Below are 16,224 nucleotides of genomic sequence, written 5' to 3'. Positions count from 1 at the left end.
GAACCAGCCATTCCCAGATAAAGGAGTATAAGGATATGACAACCAAGCTTGTTTATATTTTTGGTAGTTTGGGAAGTACAACACGCGAATACATACTATATACTTATAGTAACTTATGTGCCGTGCGGTAAATTGTTATGGCAAATGCGGAAATAATAGGGAATAACATCTGATTAAGAGAGGGTTTTGACAATCTGTTTTGATAAATTGTTGATAACCGTTCGAAAACTAATAATAAAAACGGGAACCCATCGGCTCCCGTTCTTGTTTAACCCAGAGTCTGGATTACATGTTCGCGATAATCGCGTCGCCAAACTCTGAACATTTCAGCAGCTTAGCGCCTTCCATCAGACGCTCGAAGTCATAGGTTACGGTTTTCGCGTTGATCGCGCCTTCCATACCTTTAACGATCAGGTCTGCAGCTTCGAACCATTCCATGTGGCGCAGCATCATTTCTGCAGACAGGATGATAGAGCCTGGGTTCACTTTGTCCTGGCCTGCATATTTAGGCGCAGTACCGTGGGTCGCTTCGAACAGTGCGCACTCGTCGCCAATGTTAGCACCAGGGGCGATACCGATACCGCCAACCTGCGCCGCCAGGGCGTCAGAGATGTAGTCGCCGTTCAGGTTCATACAGGCGATCACGTCGTACTCAGCAGGGCGCAGCAGGATCTGTTGCAGGAACGCATCGGCGATCACATCTTTAATGATGATCTCTTTGCCGGTGTTAGGGTTCTTAATCTTCTGCCATGGGCCGCCGTCGATCAGCTCGCCGCCGAACTCTTCAGTCGCCAACTGGTAGCCCCAGTCTTTGAATGCGCCTTCGGTGAACTTCATGATGTTGCCTTTGTGAACCAGAGTCACAGAGTCACGGTCGTTGGTGATAGCGTATTCGATTGCTGCACGCACCAGACGTTTGGTCCCGTCTTCGGAGCACGGCTTAATGCCGATACCGCAATGTTCAGGGAAGCGGATTTTCTTCACGCCCATCTCTTCGCGCAGGAATTTAATCACTTTTTCTGCGTCAGCAGAGTCAGCTTTCCATTCGATACCTGCGTAGATGTCTTCTGAGTTTTCACGGAAGATAACCATGTCGGTCAGTTCCGGGTGTTTCACCGGGCTTGGGGTACCCTGGTAGTAACGCACAGGACGCAGACACACATACAGATCCAGTTCCTGACGCAGAGCCACGTTCAGGGAACGGATACCGCCGCCGACAGGGGTAGTCAGTGGGCCTTTGATAGCAACACGGTAATCGCGGATCAGGTCCAGCGTCTCTGCTGGCAGCCAAACGTCCTGGCCATAAACTTGAGTAGATTTTTCACCGGTGTAAATTTCCATCCAGGAAATTTTACGCTCGCCTTTGTAGGCTTTCTCAACAGCGGCATCAACCACTTTCAGCATTGCCGGGGTAACGTCTACGCCGATACCGTCACCTTCGATGAACGGGATAATCGGATTATGAGGAACGTTAATTTTGCCGTTTTGCAGGGTGATCTTTTTACCTTCCGCCGGAACAACTACTTTGCTTTCCATTAACCTCTCCTTCGAGCGCTTCTGGTTGTTACTGATCTTATGTTAATAAATTGTAATGAGCCTTTCGATAGTACCTGATTGTCCTGCGCCATGAAAGGTCTTCGTTATTAGGCTATAATGCGGCAATTGATAACGCCTGAAAATACCATGAAGAAAACTTCTTTTACAAAACACCGGGTTGAGCGATTCAGCTCGCGACAACCAGCCAGAAGACCACAGGAAAACCAGCCGAAGCGGGTTATTTTGTTCAATAAACCCTACGATGTTTTGCCGCAGTTTACCGATGAAGCCGGGCGCAGCACGTTGAAGGACTACATTCCTGTTCATGGGGTCTACGCGGCCGGACGCCTGGATCGGGACAGTGAAGGTCTTCTGGTCTTAACCAACGACGGCGCGTTGCAGGCGAAACTTACGCAACCCGGGAAACGCACCGGCAAAATTTACTTCGTACAGGTGGAAGGCGAGCCGGATGACGAGACGCTGGCAATATTACGCAGCGGCGTCACGCTGAACGACGGCCCAACCCTGCCGGCAGGTATTGAACGCGTGAATGAACCAGAGTGGCTCTGGCCGCGTAACCCGCCCATCCGCGAACGTAAATCGATTCCGACAAGCTGGCTCAAAATCACCCTCTATGAAGGCCGCAACCGTCAGGTTCGGCGCATGACCGCACACGTCGGCTTCCCTACCCTACGTCTGATTCGCTACGCCATGGGCAACTACACTCTGGAAACGCTGGCGAACGGCGAATGGCGAGACGTTGCCCCTTAAGGAGAAAACATGTTTAAACCTCATGTCACCGTTGCCTGTGTGGTGCACGCGCAGGGTAAATTCCTGGTCGTCGAAGAAACCATCAACGGAAAGGCGCTCTGGAACCAGCCTGCTGGCCATCTTGAAGCGGACGAAACGCTGGTTGAGGCTGCACGCCGCGAGCTGTGGGAAGAGACCGGCATTCATGCAGATCCGCAGCATTTCATTCGTCTGCATCAGTGGATTGCCCCCGACCGCACGCCGTTCCTGCGCTTCTTATTTGCCATTGAGCTTAACGAAACGTGCGCCACTGAACCGCATGATGACGATATCGATCGCTGCCTGTGGGTCACTGCCGACGAGATCCTGAACGCGCCAAACCTGCGTTCACCGCTGGTTGCTGAGAGCATTCGTTGTTATCAGAACGAAAACCGTCTACCGCTAGAGATCGTTGCAGAATTTAACTGGCCGTTTACAGAGGGTGTCAATGGTGGGGGCGCGTGATAGAATATGCCGCCTTGAAGTTCAATGTCGTGAGTATTCCATGTCAGATAACAGCCAGAAAAAAGTGATCGTCGGCATGTCCGGCGGTGTCGATTCCTCCGTTTCCGCCTACCTGTTGCAACAACAGGGCTATAAGGTGGAGGGCCTGTTCATGAAGAACTGGGAGGAAGACGATGGCGAGGAATACTGCACGGCCGCAGCGGATCTTGCCGATGCGCAGGCCGTGTGCGATAAGCTCGGCATCGAACTGCATACCGTTAACTTTGCCGCAGAATACTGGGACAACGTGTTTGAACTCTTCCTTGAAGAGTACAAAGCCGGTCGTACCCCAAACCCGGACATTCTGTGTAACAAAGAGATCAAATTTAAAGCCTTCCTGGAGTTCGCCGCAGAAGATCTGGGCGCAGATTACATTGCGACCGGGCACTACGTGCGTCGCGCAGATGTGAATGGCAAAAGCCAGCTGCTGCGTGGCCTGGATGGCAACAAAGATCAGAGCTACTTCCTTTATACACTTAGCCACGAGCAGATTGCCCAGAGCCTGTTCCCGGTCGGCGAGCTGGAAAAACCAGAAGTGCGTAAAATTGCCGAAGAGCTTGATCTCATCACCGCGAAGAAAAAAGATTCCACCGGCATCTGTTTTATCGGCGAGCGTAAATTCCGCGAGTTCCTCGGTCGTTATCTGCCTGCCCAGCCGGGTAAAATTGTCACCGTTGACGGTGAAGAGATTGGCCAGCATCAGGGCCTGATGTACCACACCCTCGGCCAGCGTAAAGGTCTGGGCATCGGCGGTACCAAAGAAGGTAGCGAAGATCCGTGGTACGTCGTCGACAAAGATGTTGAAAACAATATCCTGATCGTGGCTCAGGGTCATGATCACCCGCGTCTGATGTCTGTAGGTCTTATCGCCCAGCAGCTGCATTGGGTGGATCGTGAGCCGGTAACAGGCACGCTGCGTTGCACCGTAAAAACACGCTACCGTCAGACCGATATTCCTTGCACTGTTACCGCACTGGATGACGATCGCATCGAAGTGCGTTTCGACGAACCTGTTGCTGCCGTCACCCCGGGTCAGTCTGCCGTTTTCTATAGCGGTGAAGTTTGCCTGGGTGGTGGGATCATCGAACAGCGCCTGCCGCTGCCCGCTGTTTAACAGCGATTGCACACATAAAGGAGAACGTGTGGCGAAGAATTATTACGACATCACCCTGGCACTGGCGGGAATTTGCCAGTCAGCCCGTCTGGTGCAACAGCTTGCGCATCAGGGTCATTGCGACGCTGACGCCCTGCACGTTTCACTGAACAGCGTTATTGACCTTAACCCTGGCTCTACACTGGGTGTTTTCGGTGGCAGTGAAACCAATCTTCGCCTCGGTCTTGAAACGCTGCTCGGCGTACTCAACGCCAGCAACCGTCAGGGTTTAAACGCGGAACTGACCCGTTACACGTTAAGCCTGATGGTCCTGGAAAGAAAATTAAATGCCGCCAAAGGGGCTCTGGATACCCTCGGCGACCGCATTGGCGGGTTACAGCGTCAGCTCGATCACTTCGATCTGCAATCTGAAACCCTCCTGAGCGCCATGGCAGGCATCTATGTTGATGTGGTAAGCCCACTAGGGCCGCGCATTCAGGTAACCGGCTCCCCTGCCGTGCTGCAAAGTCCACAAGTGCAGGCGAAGGTTCGTGCCTCGCTGCTGGCAGGCATTCGTGCTGCCGTTCTGTGGCATCAGGTCGGTGGTGGCCGCCTGCAATTAATGTTTTCACGTAATCGCCTGACAACTCAGGCAAAACAAATTCTTGCTCATTGTTAACCTCCCGGAGTTGCGAATTATGGAATTATCCTCACTGACCGCCGTTTCCCCTGTCGACGGACGCTACGGCGATAAAGTCAGCGCGCTGCGCGGGATCTTCAGCGAATATGGCCTGCTGAAGTTCCGTGTACAGGTTGAAGTACGCTGGCTGCAAAAGCTGGCCGCCCAGGCAGCAATCAAGGAAGTTCCTGCTTTTGACGCCCAGGCAAACGATTACCTTGATAAAATCGTTGCTGACTTCAGCGAAGAAGATGCTGCGCGCATTAAAACCATCGAGCGCACCACCAACCATGACGTGAAAGCGGTCGAGTATTTCCTGAAAGAGAAAGTGGCCGCTGTGCCTGCTCTGCACGCGGTGTCTGAATTCATTCACTTCGCCTGCACATCAGAAGATATCAACAACCTGTCTCACGCGCTGATGCTCTCTACCGCACGCAAAGAAGTGGTACTGCCTTACTGGCGTAAAATCATCGATGCGGTGAAAGCCCTGACCGTTGAATATCGTGATATTCCGCTGCTTTCCCGTACCCACGGCCAGCCAGCCACCCCGTCTACCATGGGTAAAGAGATGGCAAACGTGGCGTACCGTATGGAACGCCAGTACCGCCAGCTGGAGCAAGTTGAAATTCTGGGTAAAATCAACGGTGCGGTCGGTAACTACAACGCCCACATCGCCGCCTACCCTGAAGTTGACTGGCACCAGTTCAGCGAAGAGTTCGTGACGTCTCTTGGGATCCAGTGGAACCCGTACACTACCCAGATCGAGCCACACGACTACATCGCCGAGCTGTTTGATTGTATCGCCCGTTTCAACACCATTCTGATCGACTTCGATCGTGACGTGTGGGGTTACATCGCGCTGAACCACTTCAAGCAGAAAACCATCGCGGGTGAAATCGGCTCTTCTACCATGCCGCATAAAGTAAACCCGATTGACTTCGAAAACTCCGAAGGCAACCTGGGCCTGGCAAACGCCGTACTGCAACATATGGCGAGCAAACTGCCGGTTTCTCGCTGGCAGCGTGACCTGACCGACTCCACCGTTCTGCGTAACCTGGGCGTGGGTATCGGCTATGCGCTGATCGCTTACCAGTCCACCCTGAAAGGCGTGAGCAAACTGGAAGTGAACCGCGATCGTCTGCTGGACGAACTGGATCACAACTGGGAAGTACTGGCAGAGCCAATCCAGACCGTAATGCGTCGTTACGGCATTGAGAAGCCATACGAAAAACTGAAAGAGCTGACCCGTGGTAAACGCGTTGATGCTGAAGGTATGAAACAGTTTATCGACAGCCTGGAACTGCCGGAAGAAGAGAAAACACGTCTGAAAGAAATGACTCCGGCGAATTACATCGGTCGCGCCATCACCATGGTTGATGAACTGAAGTAATCCTCCTTCTACCCTCTTTCCGCCCGGAAAGAGGGTTGCTTTTCCCCGGTTTAATAAATGTTTATCCCCACGACAACATAATCGGCGTTAAACTATTCATACCATTAATTTAGGGAGAAGAGATGATGCGCGTATTGGTTGTTGAAGATAATGCATTGCTACGCCATCACCTGAAAGTACAACTTCAGGAGATGGGACATCAGGTGGATGATGCCGAAGATGCAAAAGAAGCCGATTATTATCTCAATGAACACTTGCCTGATATTGCCATCGTCGATTTAGGATTGCCGGATGAAGACGGTCTGTCGCTGATTCGTCGCTGGCGCAGTCATGACGTTTCATTGCCGGTTCTGGTGCTGACCGCCCGCGAAGGCTGGCAGGATAAAGTCGAAGTGCTCAGTGCTGGCGCAGATGACTACGTGACCAAGCCGTTCCATATTGAAGAAGTGGCCGCGCGGATGCAGGCACTGTTGCGTCGTAACAGTGGGCTGGCATCGCAGGTTATCTCTATTCCTCCCTTCCAGGTTGATCTCTCCCGCCGTGAATTCTCCATTGACGACGAAGTCATCAAACTCACTGCATTCGAATACACCATCATGGAAACGCTTATCCGCAATAGCGGCAAAGTGGTGAGCAAAGATTCGCTGATGCTCCAGCTTTACCCAGATGCCGAACTGCGCGAGAGCCACACCATTGATGTGCTGATGGGACGTTTACGTAAAAAAATCCAGGCTCAGTATCCCCAGGATGTGATAACCACCGTTCGTGGCCAGGGTTATCTGTTCGAATTACGCTAAATGAAAAGGATACTCCGCCATATTTTACCTCTCTCGCTGCGGGTTCGTTTTCTGCTGGCGACCGCAGCCGTTGTGCTGGTGCTCTCCTTGTCTTATGGCATGGTCGCCCTGGTCGGGTATAGCGTTAGTTTTGATAAAACCACATTTCGCCTGCTGCGCGGTGAAAGTAACCTGTTTTACACCCTGGCAAAGTGGGAAGATGACCATATCAGCGTGGACATGCCGGAGAACCTGAATCAGCAAAGCCCTACCATGGCATTGATTTACAATGAAAAGGGGAAATTGCTGTGGGCGCAGCGTGATGTTCCCTGGCTTGTCCAGCGCATCCGCCCGGAGTGGCTCAAAACTAACGGTTTTCATGAAATAGAAGCCGATCTTAACGCCTCCAGCACCTTGATCCGTAACGATCTCTCCCTCCAGCAGCGACTGGATGAGATCCGTGCAGATGATAACGAAACGGAGATGACGCACTCCGTCGCCATTAACCTTTATCCTGCGACAACGCACATGCCGCAGTTGACCATCGTGGTGATCGACACTATTCCGGTTGAACTAAAACGTTCCTATAAGGTGTGGAGCTGGTTCATTTACGTTCTGGCAGCCAACCTGTTGCTGGTCATCCCTCTGCTTTGGCTGGCCGCCTGGTGGAGCCTGCGCCCTATAGAGTCGCTGGCGAAAGAGGTGCGCGAACTGGAAGAGCATCACCGTGAGAAGCTCAACCCGGACACCACCCGCGAACTGACGAGCCTGGTACGTAACCTTAACCGCCTGCTCAAAAGCGAGCGCGAACGCTACGATAAATACCGCACCACCCTCACCGACCTGACACACAGCCTGAAAACACCGCTTGCGGTGATGCAAAGCACGTTACGCTCAATGCGCAGCGCGAAGCTCAGCGTCGATGATGCCGAGCCGGTGATGCTTGAGCAGATCAGTCGTATTTCGCAGCAAATAGGCTATTACCTGCATCGCGCCAGTATGCGTTCGGGTAGTGCATTGTTAAGCCGTGAATTGCATCCGGTTGCTCCTCTGCTGGATAACCTCACTTCCGCGCTGAATAAAGTTTATCAACGCAAAGGGGTAAATATCAGCCTCGATATCTCCCCGGAAATCAGCTTTGTGGGTGAGAAAAATGATTTTATGGAAGTGATGGGGAATCTGCTCGATAACGCGTGCAAATATTGCCTGGAGTTTGTGGAGGTGTCTGCCCGACAGACAGAAAACGAGCTGCATATTATTGTTGAGGATGACGGCCCGGGAATTCCGCGCAATAAACGCGATGTCGTTTTTGACCGCGGGCAACGAGCCGACACGCTGCGCCCGGGCCAGGGCGTTGGTTTATCTGTCGCGCTGGAGATTGTTGATCAATACGATGGCAAGATTGAAACTGGCGAAAGCTTGCTGGGTGGCGCACGAATGGAAGCTATTTTTGGTCGTCAACAACCCACATCGAACGATAGTTAATCCATTATGTGAAAAATGCGAGGATCTCGCACCCAGTCTCTGCTGCTTCCGTTATAATCCGTTTCAGTAAGAGCCTGCGGAATAAAAAAATATGGAATATCACTTAACACTTAACTGGCCCGAATTTATTGAACGCTACTGGCAAAAACGCCCGGTCGTTCTGAAGCGCGGGTTCAGCAATTTCGTCGACCCCATCTCGCCTGATGAGCTGGCCGGTCTGGCAATGGAAAACGAAGTGGACAGCCGCCTGGTAAGCCACCAGGACGGGAAATGGCAAGTCAGCCACGGTCCATTCGAAAGCTACGATCACCTGGGTGAAAACAACTGGTCTTTACTGGTTCAGGCGGTCAACAACTGGCATGAACCTACCGCAGCGTTAATGCGTCCGTTCCGCGCCCTGCCCGACTGGCGAATGGACGATCTGATGATCTCCTTCTCCGTGCCCGGCGGTGGCGTTGGCCCGCATCTGGATCAATACGACGTGTTTATCATTCAGGGTACTGGCCGCCGCCGCTGGCGCGTGGGTGAGAAAGTGCCAATGAAACAGCACTGCCCGCATCCTGACCTGCTCCAGGTGGACCCGTTTGAAGGGATTATCGACGAGGAGCTGGAGCCTGGCGACATTCTCTATATTCCACCTGGATTCCCGCATGAAGGTTACTCGCTGGAAAACTCCCTGAACTACTCCGTTGGTTTCCGCGCGCCAAGCGGTCGGGAAATGATCAGCGGTTTTGCCGACTACGTGTTGCAGCGTGAGCTGGGCAGCTATCGTTACAGCGACCCGGATGTACCGGCACGTGAGCATCCGGCCGATATCCTGCCGCAGGAGCTGGATAAGTTGCGCGGGATGATGCTGGATTTGATTAACGAACCTGAACATTTCAGACAGTGGTTTGGTGAGTTTGTCAGCCAGTCCCGTCACGAGCTGGACGTTGCTCCGCCGGAGCCGCCATACCAGGCCGACGAAATTTATGATGCGCTGCAACAGGGCGATAAGCTGGTTCGTCTGGGTGGATTACGCGTGCTGCGCATTGGCGAAGATGTTTTCGTTAACGGCGAGAAGCTGGATTCTCCGCACCGCCCGGCGCTGGGATCCATCGCCAACAATATGGTGCTGACTGCCGATACCTTTGGTGATGCGCTGGAAGACCCGTCATTTCTCGCGATGCTGGCCGCGCTGGTGAACAGCGGGTATTGGTTCTTTGAGGACTGAGTCGTCTTAACGCCCGGTGGCGCCGCGCTTACCGGGCCTAAAATTTGAACGTAGGCCGGGTAAGGCGCAGCCGCCACCCGGCTTAACGTGGCTACCGTTTCGCCGTTAACTCCGCGATCCGCACGATCACTTTCACCGCTTTCTCCATGCCTTCCAGCGTCACGAATTCGTGTTTGCCGTGGTAGTTATACCCGCCGGTAAACAGGTTCGGGCACGGCAGCCCCATGAACGAAAGCTGCGAGCCGTCGGTGCCGCCGCGAATCGGTTTCAACAGGGGTTCAATATCGCAGTCCCGCATCGCCTGCTGGGCGATATCAAGGATATGCGGATGTTCCATCACCTTCTCGCGCATATTGTAATAGCTGTCTTCGATGATCAGCTCAATATAGCAATCAGGATGCAGCCCCTTGCCCACCTTTTTGGCGATTTCCATCATCTTGCGCTTGCGGGCTTCAAAGGCTTTGCGGTCGAAATCGCGGACAATGTAGTGCATCTGCGCGCTGTCCACGGTGCCTTTGATATTGGTCAGGTGGTAGAACCCCTCATACCCTTCGGTCAGTTCCGGGCTCTCTTCTGCCGGGACTTCTGCATGAATGCGTGCCGCCAGCGACAACGCATTCACCATCACCCCTTTTGCCGAACCTGGATGTACGTTGTTGCCCACAATTTTAATGGTGACCGACGCCGCATTGAAGTTTTCATACTCCAGTTCGCCAACGCCGCCGCCGTCAACGGTATAGGCCCATTGCGCGTTAAAGGCTTCAACATCAAAATGCTTCGCGCCCTTACCGACCTCTTCATCTGGCGTGAATGCCACGCGGATATCGCCGTGCGGGATATTTTTGCCTTTCAGTACCGCCAGCGCCGTCATTATCTCGGCAACACCGGCTTTGTCATCCGCACCCAGCAGGGTTTTACCGTCGGTGGTGATCAGCGTTTGCCCCAGCAGCTGATGCAATACCGGGAACATCACCGGAGAGAGCACTTCGTCACCATTGCCCAGCGCAATATCACCGCCGCGGTAGTTTTCGACAATCTGCGGGTTAACATGCTTACCGCTAAAATCCGGTGAGGTATCGACATGGGAAATAAAGCCGATGGCCGGGATATCTGCGTCGACATTCGCAGGCAGCGTCCCCATCACAGTGCCTTTATCGCTGAGTGTGACGTTGACCAGCCCCAACTCCTCGAGTTGCCCTTTCAGAAGGTTTAATAACTTCCACTGGCCTTCGGTGCTCGGCACCTGTCGGACACCCGGTTTAGATTGGGTATCCAGCGAAACGTACTGTAAAAAACGCTCAAGTAATTTATCCATGCAGTCACCCTCACTTTTTGTGACAACATTATCAATAAGCATCAAAACGCAAATATTGCGTCAGGTCACTTTTATCCCGCAAACGAGAATTTTTTCCGTTTATGCTGAGGTGCGATAATAAATGTAGCTTATGAATCAGTGACAAGGATTGGCGATTACAGTGGTTTGCCGTAAAATGTCCGCCCTCATTAAGAGTCACCAAGGTGGTTACACACAAACCCCGCTTCGGAATGCCACCCGGAGCGTCTATATGGGACAGCGCAAAAATTGAATACACAACCCCGTTCCCTTTCGCCGCTGGTGCAACTGGAACGAATTCGTAAAAGCTTTGATGGTAAAGAGGTGATTTCCGATCTCAATCTGACCATCAATGACGGTGAGTTTCTTACGCTGCTTGGCCCTTCAGGCTGCGGCAAAACAACCGTATTGCGCCTTATCGCCGGGCTGGAAAATGTCGATAACGGCCACATCCACCTTGAGAACCTCAATATAACCCAGGTTCCTGCCGAAGAACGTCACGTCAATACCGTCTTTCAGAGCTATGCCCTGTTCCCGCACATGACCGTGTTTGAGAACGTGGCGTTTGGCCTGCGGATGCAAAAAACGCCGGCAAACGAGATCCCACCCCGCGTAACCGACGCGCTGAAAATGGTGCAGCTGGAAGAGTTTGCCCAGCGTAAACCGCATCAGCTTTCTGGTGGCCAACAGCAGCGTGTCGCCATTGCGCGCGCCGTGGTCAACAAGCCGCGCCTGCTGCTGCTGGATGAATCCCTCTCGGCGCTGGATTATAAACTGCGCAAACAGATGCAAAATGAGCTGAAAGCACTGCAACGTAAGCTTGGCATTACGTTTGTCTTCGTGACCCACGATCAGGAAGAAGCGCTCACCATGTCAGACCGCATTGTGGTAATGCGTGACGGCAAAATTGAGCAAGACGGCACGCCCCGCGAAATCTACGAAGAGCCCAAAAACCTGTTTGTGGCAAGCTTCATCGGCGAGATCAATATCTTCAACGCAATGGTGATTGAGCGCCTGGACGAACAGCGGGTGCGGGCAAATGTTGAAGGCCGCGAATGCAATATCTACGTGAACTTTGATGTTCAGCCGGGGCAAAAACTGAATGTGCTGCTGCGCCCAGAAGACTTGCGCGTCGATGAGATCCACCATCAGGCGGATGCCGAGGGGCTTATCGGATATATCCGGGAACGGAACTACAAAGGGATGACCCTGGAGTCCGTGGTTGAGCTGGAAAATGGCAAAATGGTGATGGTCAGCGAATTCTTTAACGAGGACGACCCTGACTTTGACCACTCCCTCAATCAGAAAATGGTTATTAACTGGGTAGAAAGCTGGGAGGTTGTACTGGCTGATGAAGAACACAAGTAAATTCCAGAATGTGGTGATTGCCACTATCGTCGGTTGGCTTGTGTTGTTTGTCTTTTTACCCAACCTGATGATCATTGCGACCAGCTTCTTAACCCGTGATGATGCCAATTTCGTTACGCTGGTCTTTACGCTGGACAACTACTCACGCCTGCTCGACCCGCTCTATTTTGAGGTGCTGCTGCATTCGCTCAATATGGCGCTGATAGCGACCGTCGCCTGTCTGGTATTGGGCTATCCCTTTGCGTGGTTTCTGGCGCGACTGCCGCAGAAAGTGCGTCCCCTGTTGCTGTTTTTACTGATTGTTCCCTTCTGGACCAACTCATTAATCCGTATTTACGGGCTGAAGTTATTCCTCAGTACCAAAGGGTACATGAATGAATTTCTGCTCTGGCTTGGAGTGATCGATACGCCTGTGCGTATCATGTTTACGCCAGGGGCGGTGATCATTGGTCTGGTGTACATATTGCTGCCGTTTATGGTAATGCCGCTCTACTCAAGCATTGAAAAGCTCGACAAGCCGCTGCTGGAAGCCGCGAAGGATCTGGGGGCGAACAGGCTGCAAACCTTTATCCGCATCATTCTTCCACTGACCATGCCGGGGATTATTGCCGGATGTCTGCTGGTGATGCTACCTGCCATGGGGCTGTTCTACGTTTCCGACCTGATGGGCGGGGCGAAAAACCTGCTCATTGGTAACGTCATTAAGAGTCAGTTCCTTAACATCCGTGACTGGCCGTTCGGCTCTGCCACCAGCATTACCCTGACACTGGTAATGGGCCTGATGCTGCTGGTGTACTGGCGCGCCGCACGTTTACTGAACAAGAAGGTGGAACTCGAATGATCGGTCGACTGCTTCGCGGCGGTTTTATGACCGCCATTTATGCCTACTTATATATCCCGATTATCATTTTGATCGTGAACTCGTTTAACAGCTCGCGTTTCGGGATCAACTGGCAAGGCTTCACGACCAACTGGTACAGCCTGTTGATGAACAACGACAGCCTGTTACAGGCGGCTCAGCACTCTCTGACGATGGCTATCTTCTCCGCAACCTTTGCCACACTTATTGGCTCCCTGACTGCCGTGGCGCTTTATCGCTATCGTTTTCGCGGAAAGCCGTTCGTCAGTGGGATGCTGTTTGTGGTGATGATGTCGCCAGATATCGTGATGGCGATTTCACTGCTGGTGCTGTTTATGCTGCTGGGCATACAGCTTGGCTTCTGGTCGTTGCTGTTTTCCCATATCACCTTCTGCCTGCCGTTTGTGGTGGTCACCGTCTACTCGCGTCTGAAAGGGTTTGATGTCAGGATGCTTGAAGCGGCGAAGGATCTGGGTGCCAGCGAGATGACTATCCTGCGCAAAATCATACTACCGCTGGCAATGCCTGCCGTTGCCGCCGGGTGGCTGCTGAGCTTTACCTTGTCGATGGATGACGTTGTGGTCTCCTCTTTCGTGACCGGGCCTGGCTATGAAATTCTGCCGTTGAAGATTTACTCGATGGTGAAAGTTGGCGTTTCGCCTGAGGTGAACGCGCTGGCGACTATTCTGTTGGTGTTATCGCTGGTTATGGTTATTGCCAGCCAGCTTGTTGCGCGTGATAAAACAAAATCTCTGGGGACATCGAAATGAAAAAAATGTTTGCCGCTGCGGCGCTGGTGCTGGGTATGAGCACGGCGCACGCTGATGACAGCAAGACACTCTATTTCTACAACTGGACCGAGTACGTGCCGCCTGGTCTACTGGAACAGTTCACCAAAGAGACCGGCATCAAGGTTATCTATTCCACCTATGAGTCGAATGAAACCATGTACGCCAAGCTCAAAACGTACAAAGATGGCGCATACGACCTGGTGGTTCCATCGACCTATTTCGTCGACAAAATGCGCAAAGAGGGCATGATCCAGAAGATCGATAAAACGAAGTTGTCCCACTTCAATAATCTTGATCCACAGATGCTTAACAAGCCGTTCGACCCGAATAATGACTACTCCATTCCGTATATCTGGGGTGCAACGGCCATTGGGATCAACAGTGACGCCATTGACCCGAAAACCGTCACCAGTTGGGCAGATCTGTGGAAGCCTGAGTATAAAAGCAGCCTGCTGTTGACCGACGATGCGCGCGAAGTGTTCCAGATAGCACTGCGTAAGCTGGGGTATTCCGGTAACACCACCGATCCGAAAGAGATTGAAGCTGCCTATAACGAGCTGAAAAAACTGATGCCAAATGTGGCGGCGTTCAACTCAGATAACCCGGCTAACCCGTATATGGAAGGTGAAGTGAACCTCGGGATGGTCTGGAATGGCTCCGCCTGGGTTGCGCGTCAGGCCGGTACGCCGCTGACAGTGGTCTGGCCAAAAGAGGGCGGGATCTTCTGGATGGACAGCCTCTCTATTCCGTCTAACGCCAAAAACGTTGAGGGTGCACTTAAGCTTATCAACTTCCTGCTGCGCCCGGACGTGGCAAAACAGGTTGCCGAAACCATCGGTTATCCCACGCCAAACCTGGCCGCGCGTAAACTGCTAAGCCCGGAAGTCGCAAACGATAAGTCCCTGTATCCGGATGCCGACACAATCAGTAAAGGCGAATGGCAGAATGATGTTGGCGACGCGAGCCGCCTTTACGAAGACTATTACCAGAAGCTAAAAGCTGGCCGCTAATCGGCGTCACGTTCTTCCGCACTCCGTCTGCACGGAGTGAGGAAGAATTAATTAACAGCATTCTCCCCGGCCCAGAGCGTTGCCATTCGCATGGCCTCGATAACCTCTTCCTCTGACAGCCCCAGCGCATTGCACATTTTGGCCGCATCACTCCACTTCTGCTGTTCGTACAAACGACAAAGCGATACCATTTCGGCCAACACGCCTTCCTGATGACACAGCGCATTGCTCACACTTTGCGGCACCGCAATTTGCTTCATCAGCTCCGTCATCGGCAACTCAAGGATGGTATCGAGTAACGAGAACAGGCCGCAGATAAACGCATTTTCTGCCAGCAGCGGCTCATCCATTTTCGCTGACACCAGCTCGCAGAATTTGCCCCGCATCATGCTCAGAGGGTAAAGTTCGTTGACGGTGTCAGTGCCTGCACTGGCCAGCACCACGACCGCCACAAACCGTTTGAGCTGGTTTTCACCCAGATACATGAGCACTTCGCTCAGGGTTAACTTGCTGAAATTACAGGCACCCGCATATTTAAATGCCGTGTGTTTCATATACCGCATGATCTTATAGGACAACGTGAGGTCAGTTTTAATCAACGACTCAATTATCCTGAAATCGGGTTTATTGCGTCCCACTTCCGCCTGAAGCCGGAAAATCGCCAGCTGGTTTTGCGATAAGCGTTTATATTTAATGATCTCCGGGCGGCAAAAAAAGTATCCCTGAAAAAGCGAAAATCCTGCCTCACGATATTTTTCGAATTCCTCTTTAGTCTCAACTTTTTCAGCAAGATACTTAATATGTCCGGTCAGGTTTTTACGTTGTTGCAAATAATTTTCAATTTGCGCTAAGGTATTATTCCTTACATCAAATTTCAGTATCGAAATATAGGGTAAAAAAGCATCCCATTCCGCCGCCAGAGTAAAATCATCCAGCGCAAAACGATAACCATTAGCATTCATCTCTTTGACTGCCTGAAGAAGTTCCTCTCCGGGTATGGCGTCTTCAAGGATCTCAATGACCACGTTATTTTTATCCAGCGCTTCCCCGCTGCGATTAATGACCATGTGTGACGGGAAATTAATAAACGACGTCAATGCTCCTGCGATCCGCTGGGACGGAACACATAAAAATTGGTCAGAAATCATCCGGGATGTGGCATATTCCGCCGACACATCTGGGAAGCAGTTATTCATCCCATCTCTGAACAACAATTCATACGCAATGGTATTCATGTCCGTATTAAAAATGGGTTGTCTTGCGATAAATGCGTACATATACCGCCCTCCTTATCGGCCTTATTGTTATAAGCATCCTCTTTCTACACGAGTAGATCGACCATTATCGAGCGCTATTTTGATTTATTGCACAAATTAATATCAACCATACTAACCCAAG

15 protein-coding genes are annotated in these 16,224 nt (G+C 52.1%); 12 read left to right on the top strand and 3 right to left on the bottom strand.

What is annotated here, in order from left to right:
- Positions 1 to 285: 285 nt before the first annotated feature.
- Positions 286 to 1,536 carry an NADP-dependent isocitrate dehydrogenase gene (gene icd, locus ACS603_RS13345; protein WP_063142859.1) on the bottom strand — a complete coding sequence of 417 codons (1,251 nt, stop codon included), beginning with the start codon at positions 1,534 to 1,536 and terminating at the stop codon, positions 286 to 288.
- A 117-nt stretch (positions 1,537 to 1,653) separates the two neighbouring features.
- On the opposite strand from icd, the gene rluE reads away from it, so the two are divergent.
- The 8 genes from rluE (at position 1,654) to ACS603_RS13305 (ending at position 9,465) form a co-directional block, all read left to right on the top strand.
- Positions 1,654 to 2,307: a 23S rRNA pseudouridine(2457) synthase RluE gene (gene rluE / locus ACS603_RS13340; RefSeq protein ID WP_182060559.1), complete on the top strand. Its 654-nt coding sequence runs from the start codon at positions 1,654 to 1,656 to the stop codon at positions 2,305 to 2,307.
- A gap of 9 nt (positions 2,308 to 2,316) precedes the next feature.
- Complete coding sequence (locus tag ACS603_RS13335) at positions 2,317 to 2,790, top strand: NUDIX hydrolase (RefSeq protein WP_315688337.1); 474 nt, start codon at positions 2,317 to 2,319, stop codon at positions 2,788 to 2,790.
- A gap of 40 nt (positions 2,791 to 2,830) precedes the next feature.
- Positions 2,831 to 3,943, top strand: a complete 1,113-nt coding sequence (gene mnmA, locus ACS603_RS13330) for a tRNA 2-thiouridine(34) synthase MnmA (protein ID WP_446492797.1) — start codon at positions 2,831 to 2,833, stop codon at positions 3,941 to 3,943.
- Positions 3,944 to 3,971: 28 nt separating this feature from the next.
- Positions 3,972 to 4,601 carry a high frequency lysogenization protein HflD gene (gene hflD / locus ACS603_RS13325; protein ID WP_014069825.1) on the top strand — a complete coding sequence of 210 codons (630 nt, stop codon included), beginning with the start codon at positions 3,972 to 3,974 and terminating at the stop codon, positions 4,599 to 4,601.
- Positions 4,602 to 4,620: 19 nt separating this feature from the next.
- Positions 4,621 to 5,991 (top strand): adenylosuccinate lyase, encoded by a 1,371-nt coding sequence (purB, locus tag ACS603_RS13320; protein ID WP_315688335.1) that lies wholly within the window; start codon positions 4,621 to 4,623, stop codon positions 5,989 to 5,991.
- Positions 5,992 to 6,116: 125 nt separating this feature from the next.
- A complete protein-coding gene (gene phoP, locus ACS603_RS13315; protein ID WP_182063557.1) occupies positions 6,117 to 6,788 on the top strand; it encodes a two-component system response regulator PhoP in 672 nt (223 codons plus the stop codon).
- Positions 6,789 to 8,252 carry a two-component system sensor histidine kinase PhoQ gene (phoQ, locus tag ACS603_RS13310; protein WP_182060555.1) on the top strand — a complete coding sequence of 488 codons (1,464 nt, stop codon included), beginning with the start codon at positions 6,789 to 6,791 and terminating at the stop codon, positions 8,250 to 8,252.
- Positions 8,253 to 8,343: 91 nt separating this feature from the next.
- Positions 8,344 to 9,465: a ribosomal protein uL16 3-hydroxylase gene (locus ACS603_RS13305; protein ID WP_182060554.1), complete on the top strand. Its 1,122-nt coding sequence runs from the start codon at positions 8,344 to 8,346 to the stop codon at positions 9,463 to 9,465.
- 91 nt (positions 9,466 to 9,556) lie between these two features.
- Here the strand turns inward: ACS603_RS13305 and pepT are convergent, their stop codons facing one another.
- On the bottom strand, positions 9,557 to 10,780 hold the full coding sequence (pepT, locus tag ACS603_RS13300; RefSeq protein ID WP_474944401.1) for a peptidase T: 1,224 nt from the start codon (positions 10,778 to 10,780) through the stop codon (positions 9,557 to 9,559).
- Between the two features lie 267 nt (positions 10,781 to 11,047).
- On the opposite strand from pepT, the gene potA reads away from it, so the two are divergent.
- Genes potA through potD form a run of 4 tightly spaced genes read left to right on the top strand, consistent with a single transcriptional unit; the run spans position 11,048 to position 14,826 of the window.
- The gene (gene potA / locus ACS603_RS13295) at positions 11,048 to 12,166 is read left to right on the top strand and encodes a spermidine/putrescine ABC transporter ATP-binding protein PotA (RefSeq protein WP_182060552.1); all 1,119 of its coding nucleotides are present in this window, start codon (positions 11,048 to 11,050) and stop codon (positions 12,164 to 12,166) included.
- Positions 12,150 to 13,007, top strand: coding sequence for a spermidine/putrescine ABC transporter permease PotB (gene potB / locus ACS603_RS13290; protein WP_315688331.1), 858 nt, complete (start codon positions 12,150 to 12,152; stop codon positions 13,005 to 13,007). Before potA ends, potB begins: the two co-directional genes overlap by 17 nt.
- Positions 13,004 to 13,795, top strand: coding sequence for a spermidine/putrescine ABC transporter permease PotC (gene potC / locus ACS603_RS13285; protein ID WP_182060492.1), 792 nt, complete (start codon positions 13,004 to 13,006; stop codon positions 13,793 to 13,795). Before potB ends, potC begins: the two co-directional genes overlap by 4 nt.
- On the top strand, positions 13,792 to 14,826 hold the full coding sequence (gene potD, locus ACS603_RS13280) for a spermidine/putrescine ABC transporter substrate-binding protein PotD (RefSeq protein WP_474944400.1): 1,035 nt from the start codon (positions 13,792 to 13,794) through the stop codon (positions 14,824 to 14,826). The genes potC and potD overlap by 4 nt, the downstream gene beginning before the upstream one ends.
- 47 nt (positions 14,827 to 14,873) lie before the next feature.
- Here potD and ACS603_RS13275 read toward each other — a convergent pair whose 3' ends face one another.
- The gene (locus tag ACS603_RS13275; protein ID WP_315688329.1) at positions 14,874 to 16,103 is read right to left on the bottom strand and encodes an EAL and HDOD domain-containing protein; all 1,230 of its coding nucleotides are present in this window, start codon (positions 16,101 to 16,103) and stop codon (positions 14,874 to 14,876) included.
- Positions 16,104 to 16,224 lie beyond the last annotated feature (121 nt).

The organism is Enterobacter sp. Li2LvB3 (genome assembly GCF_056156645.1).
The sequence above is the reverse complement of the archived record's forward strand: the minus strand, read 5'-3'. Positions and strand labels throughout refer to the sequence as shown.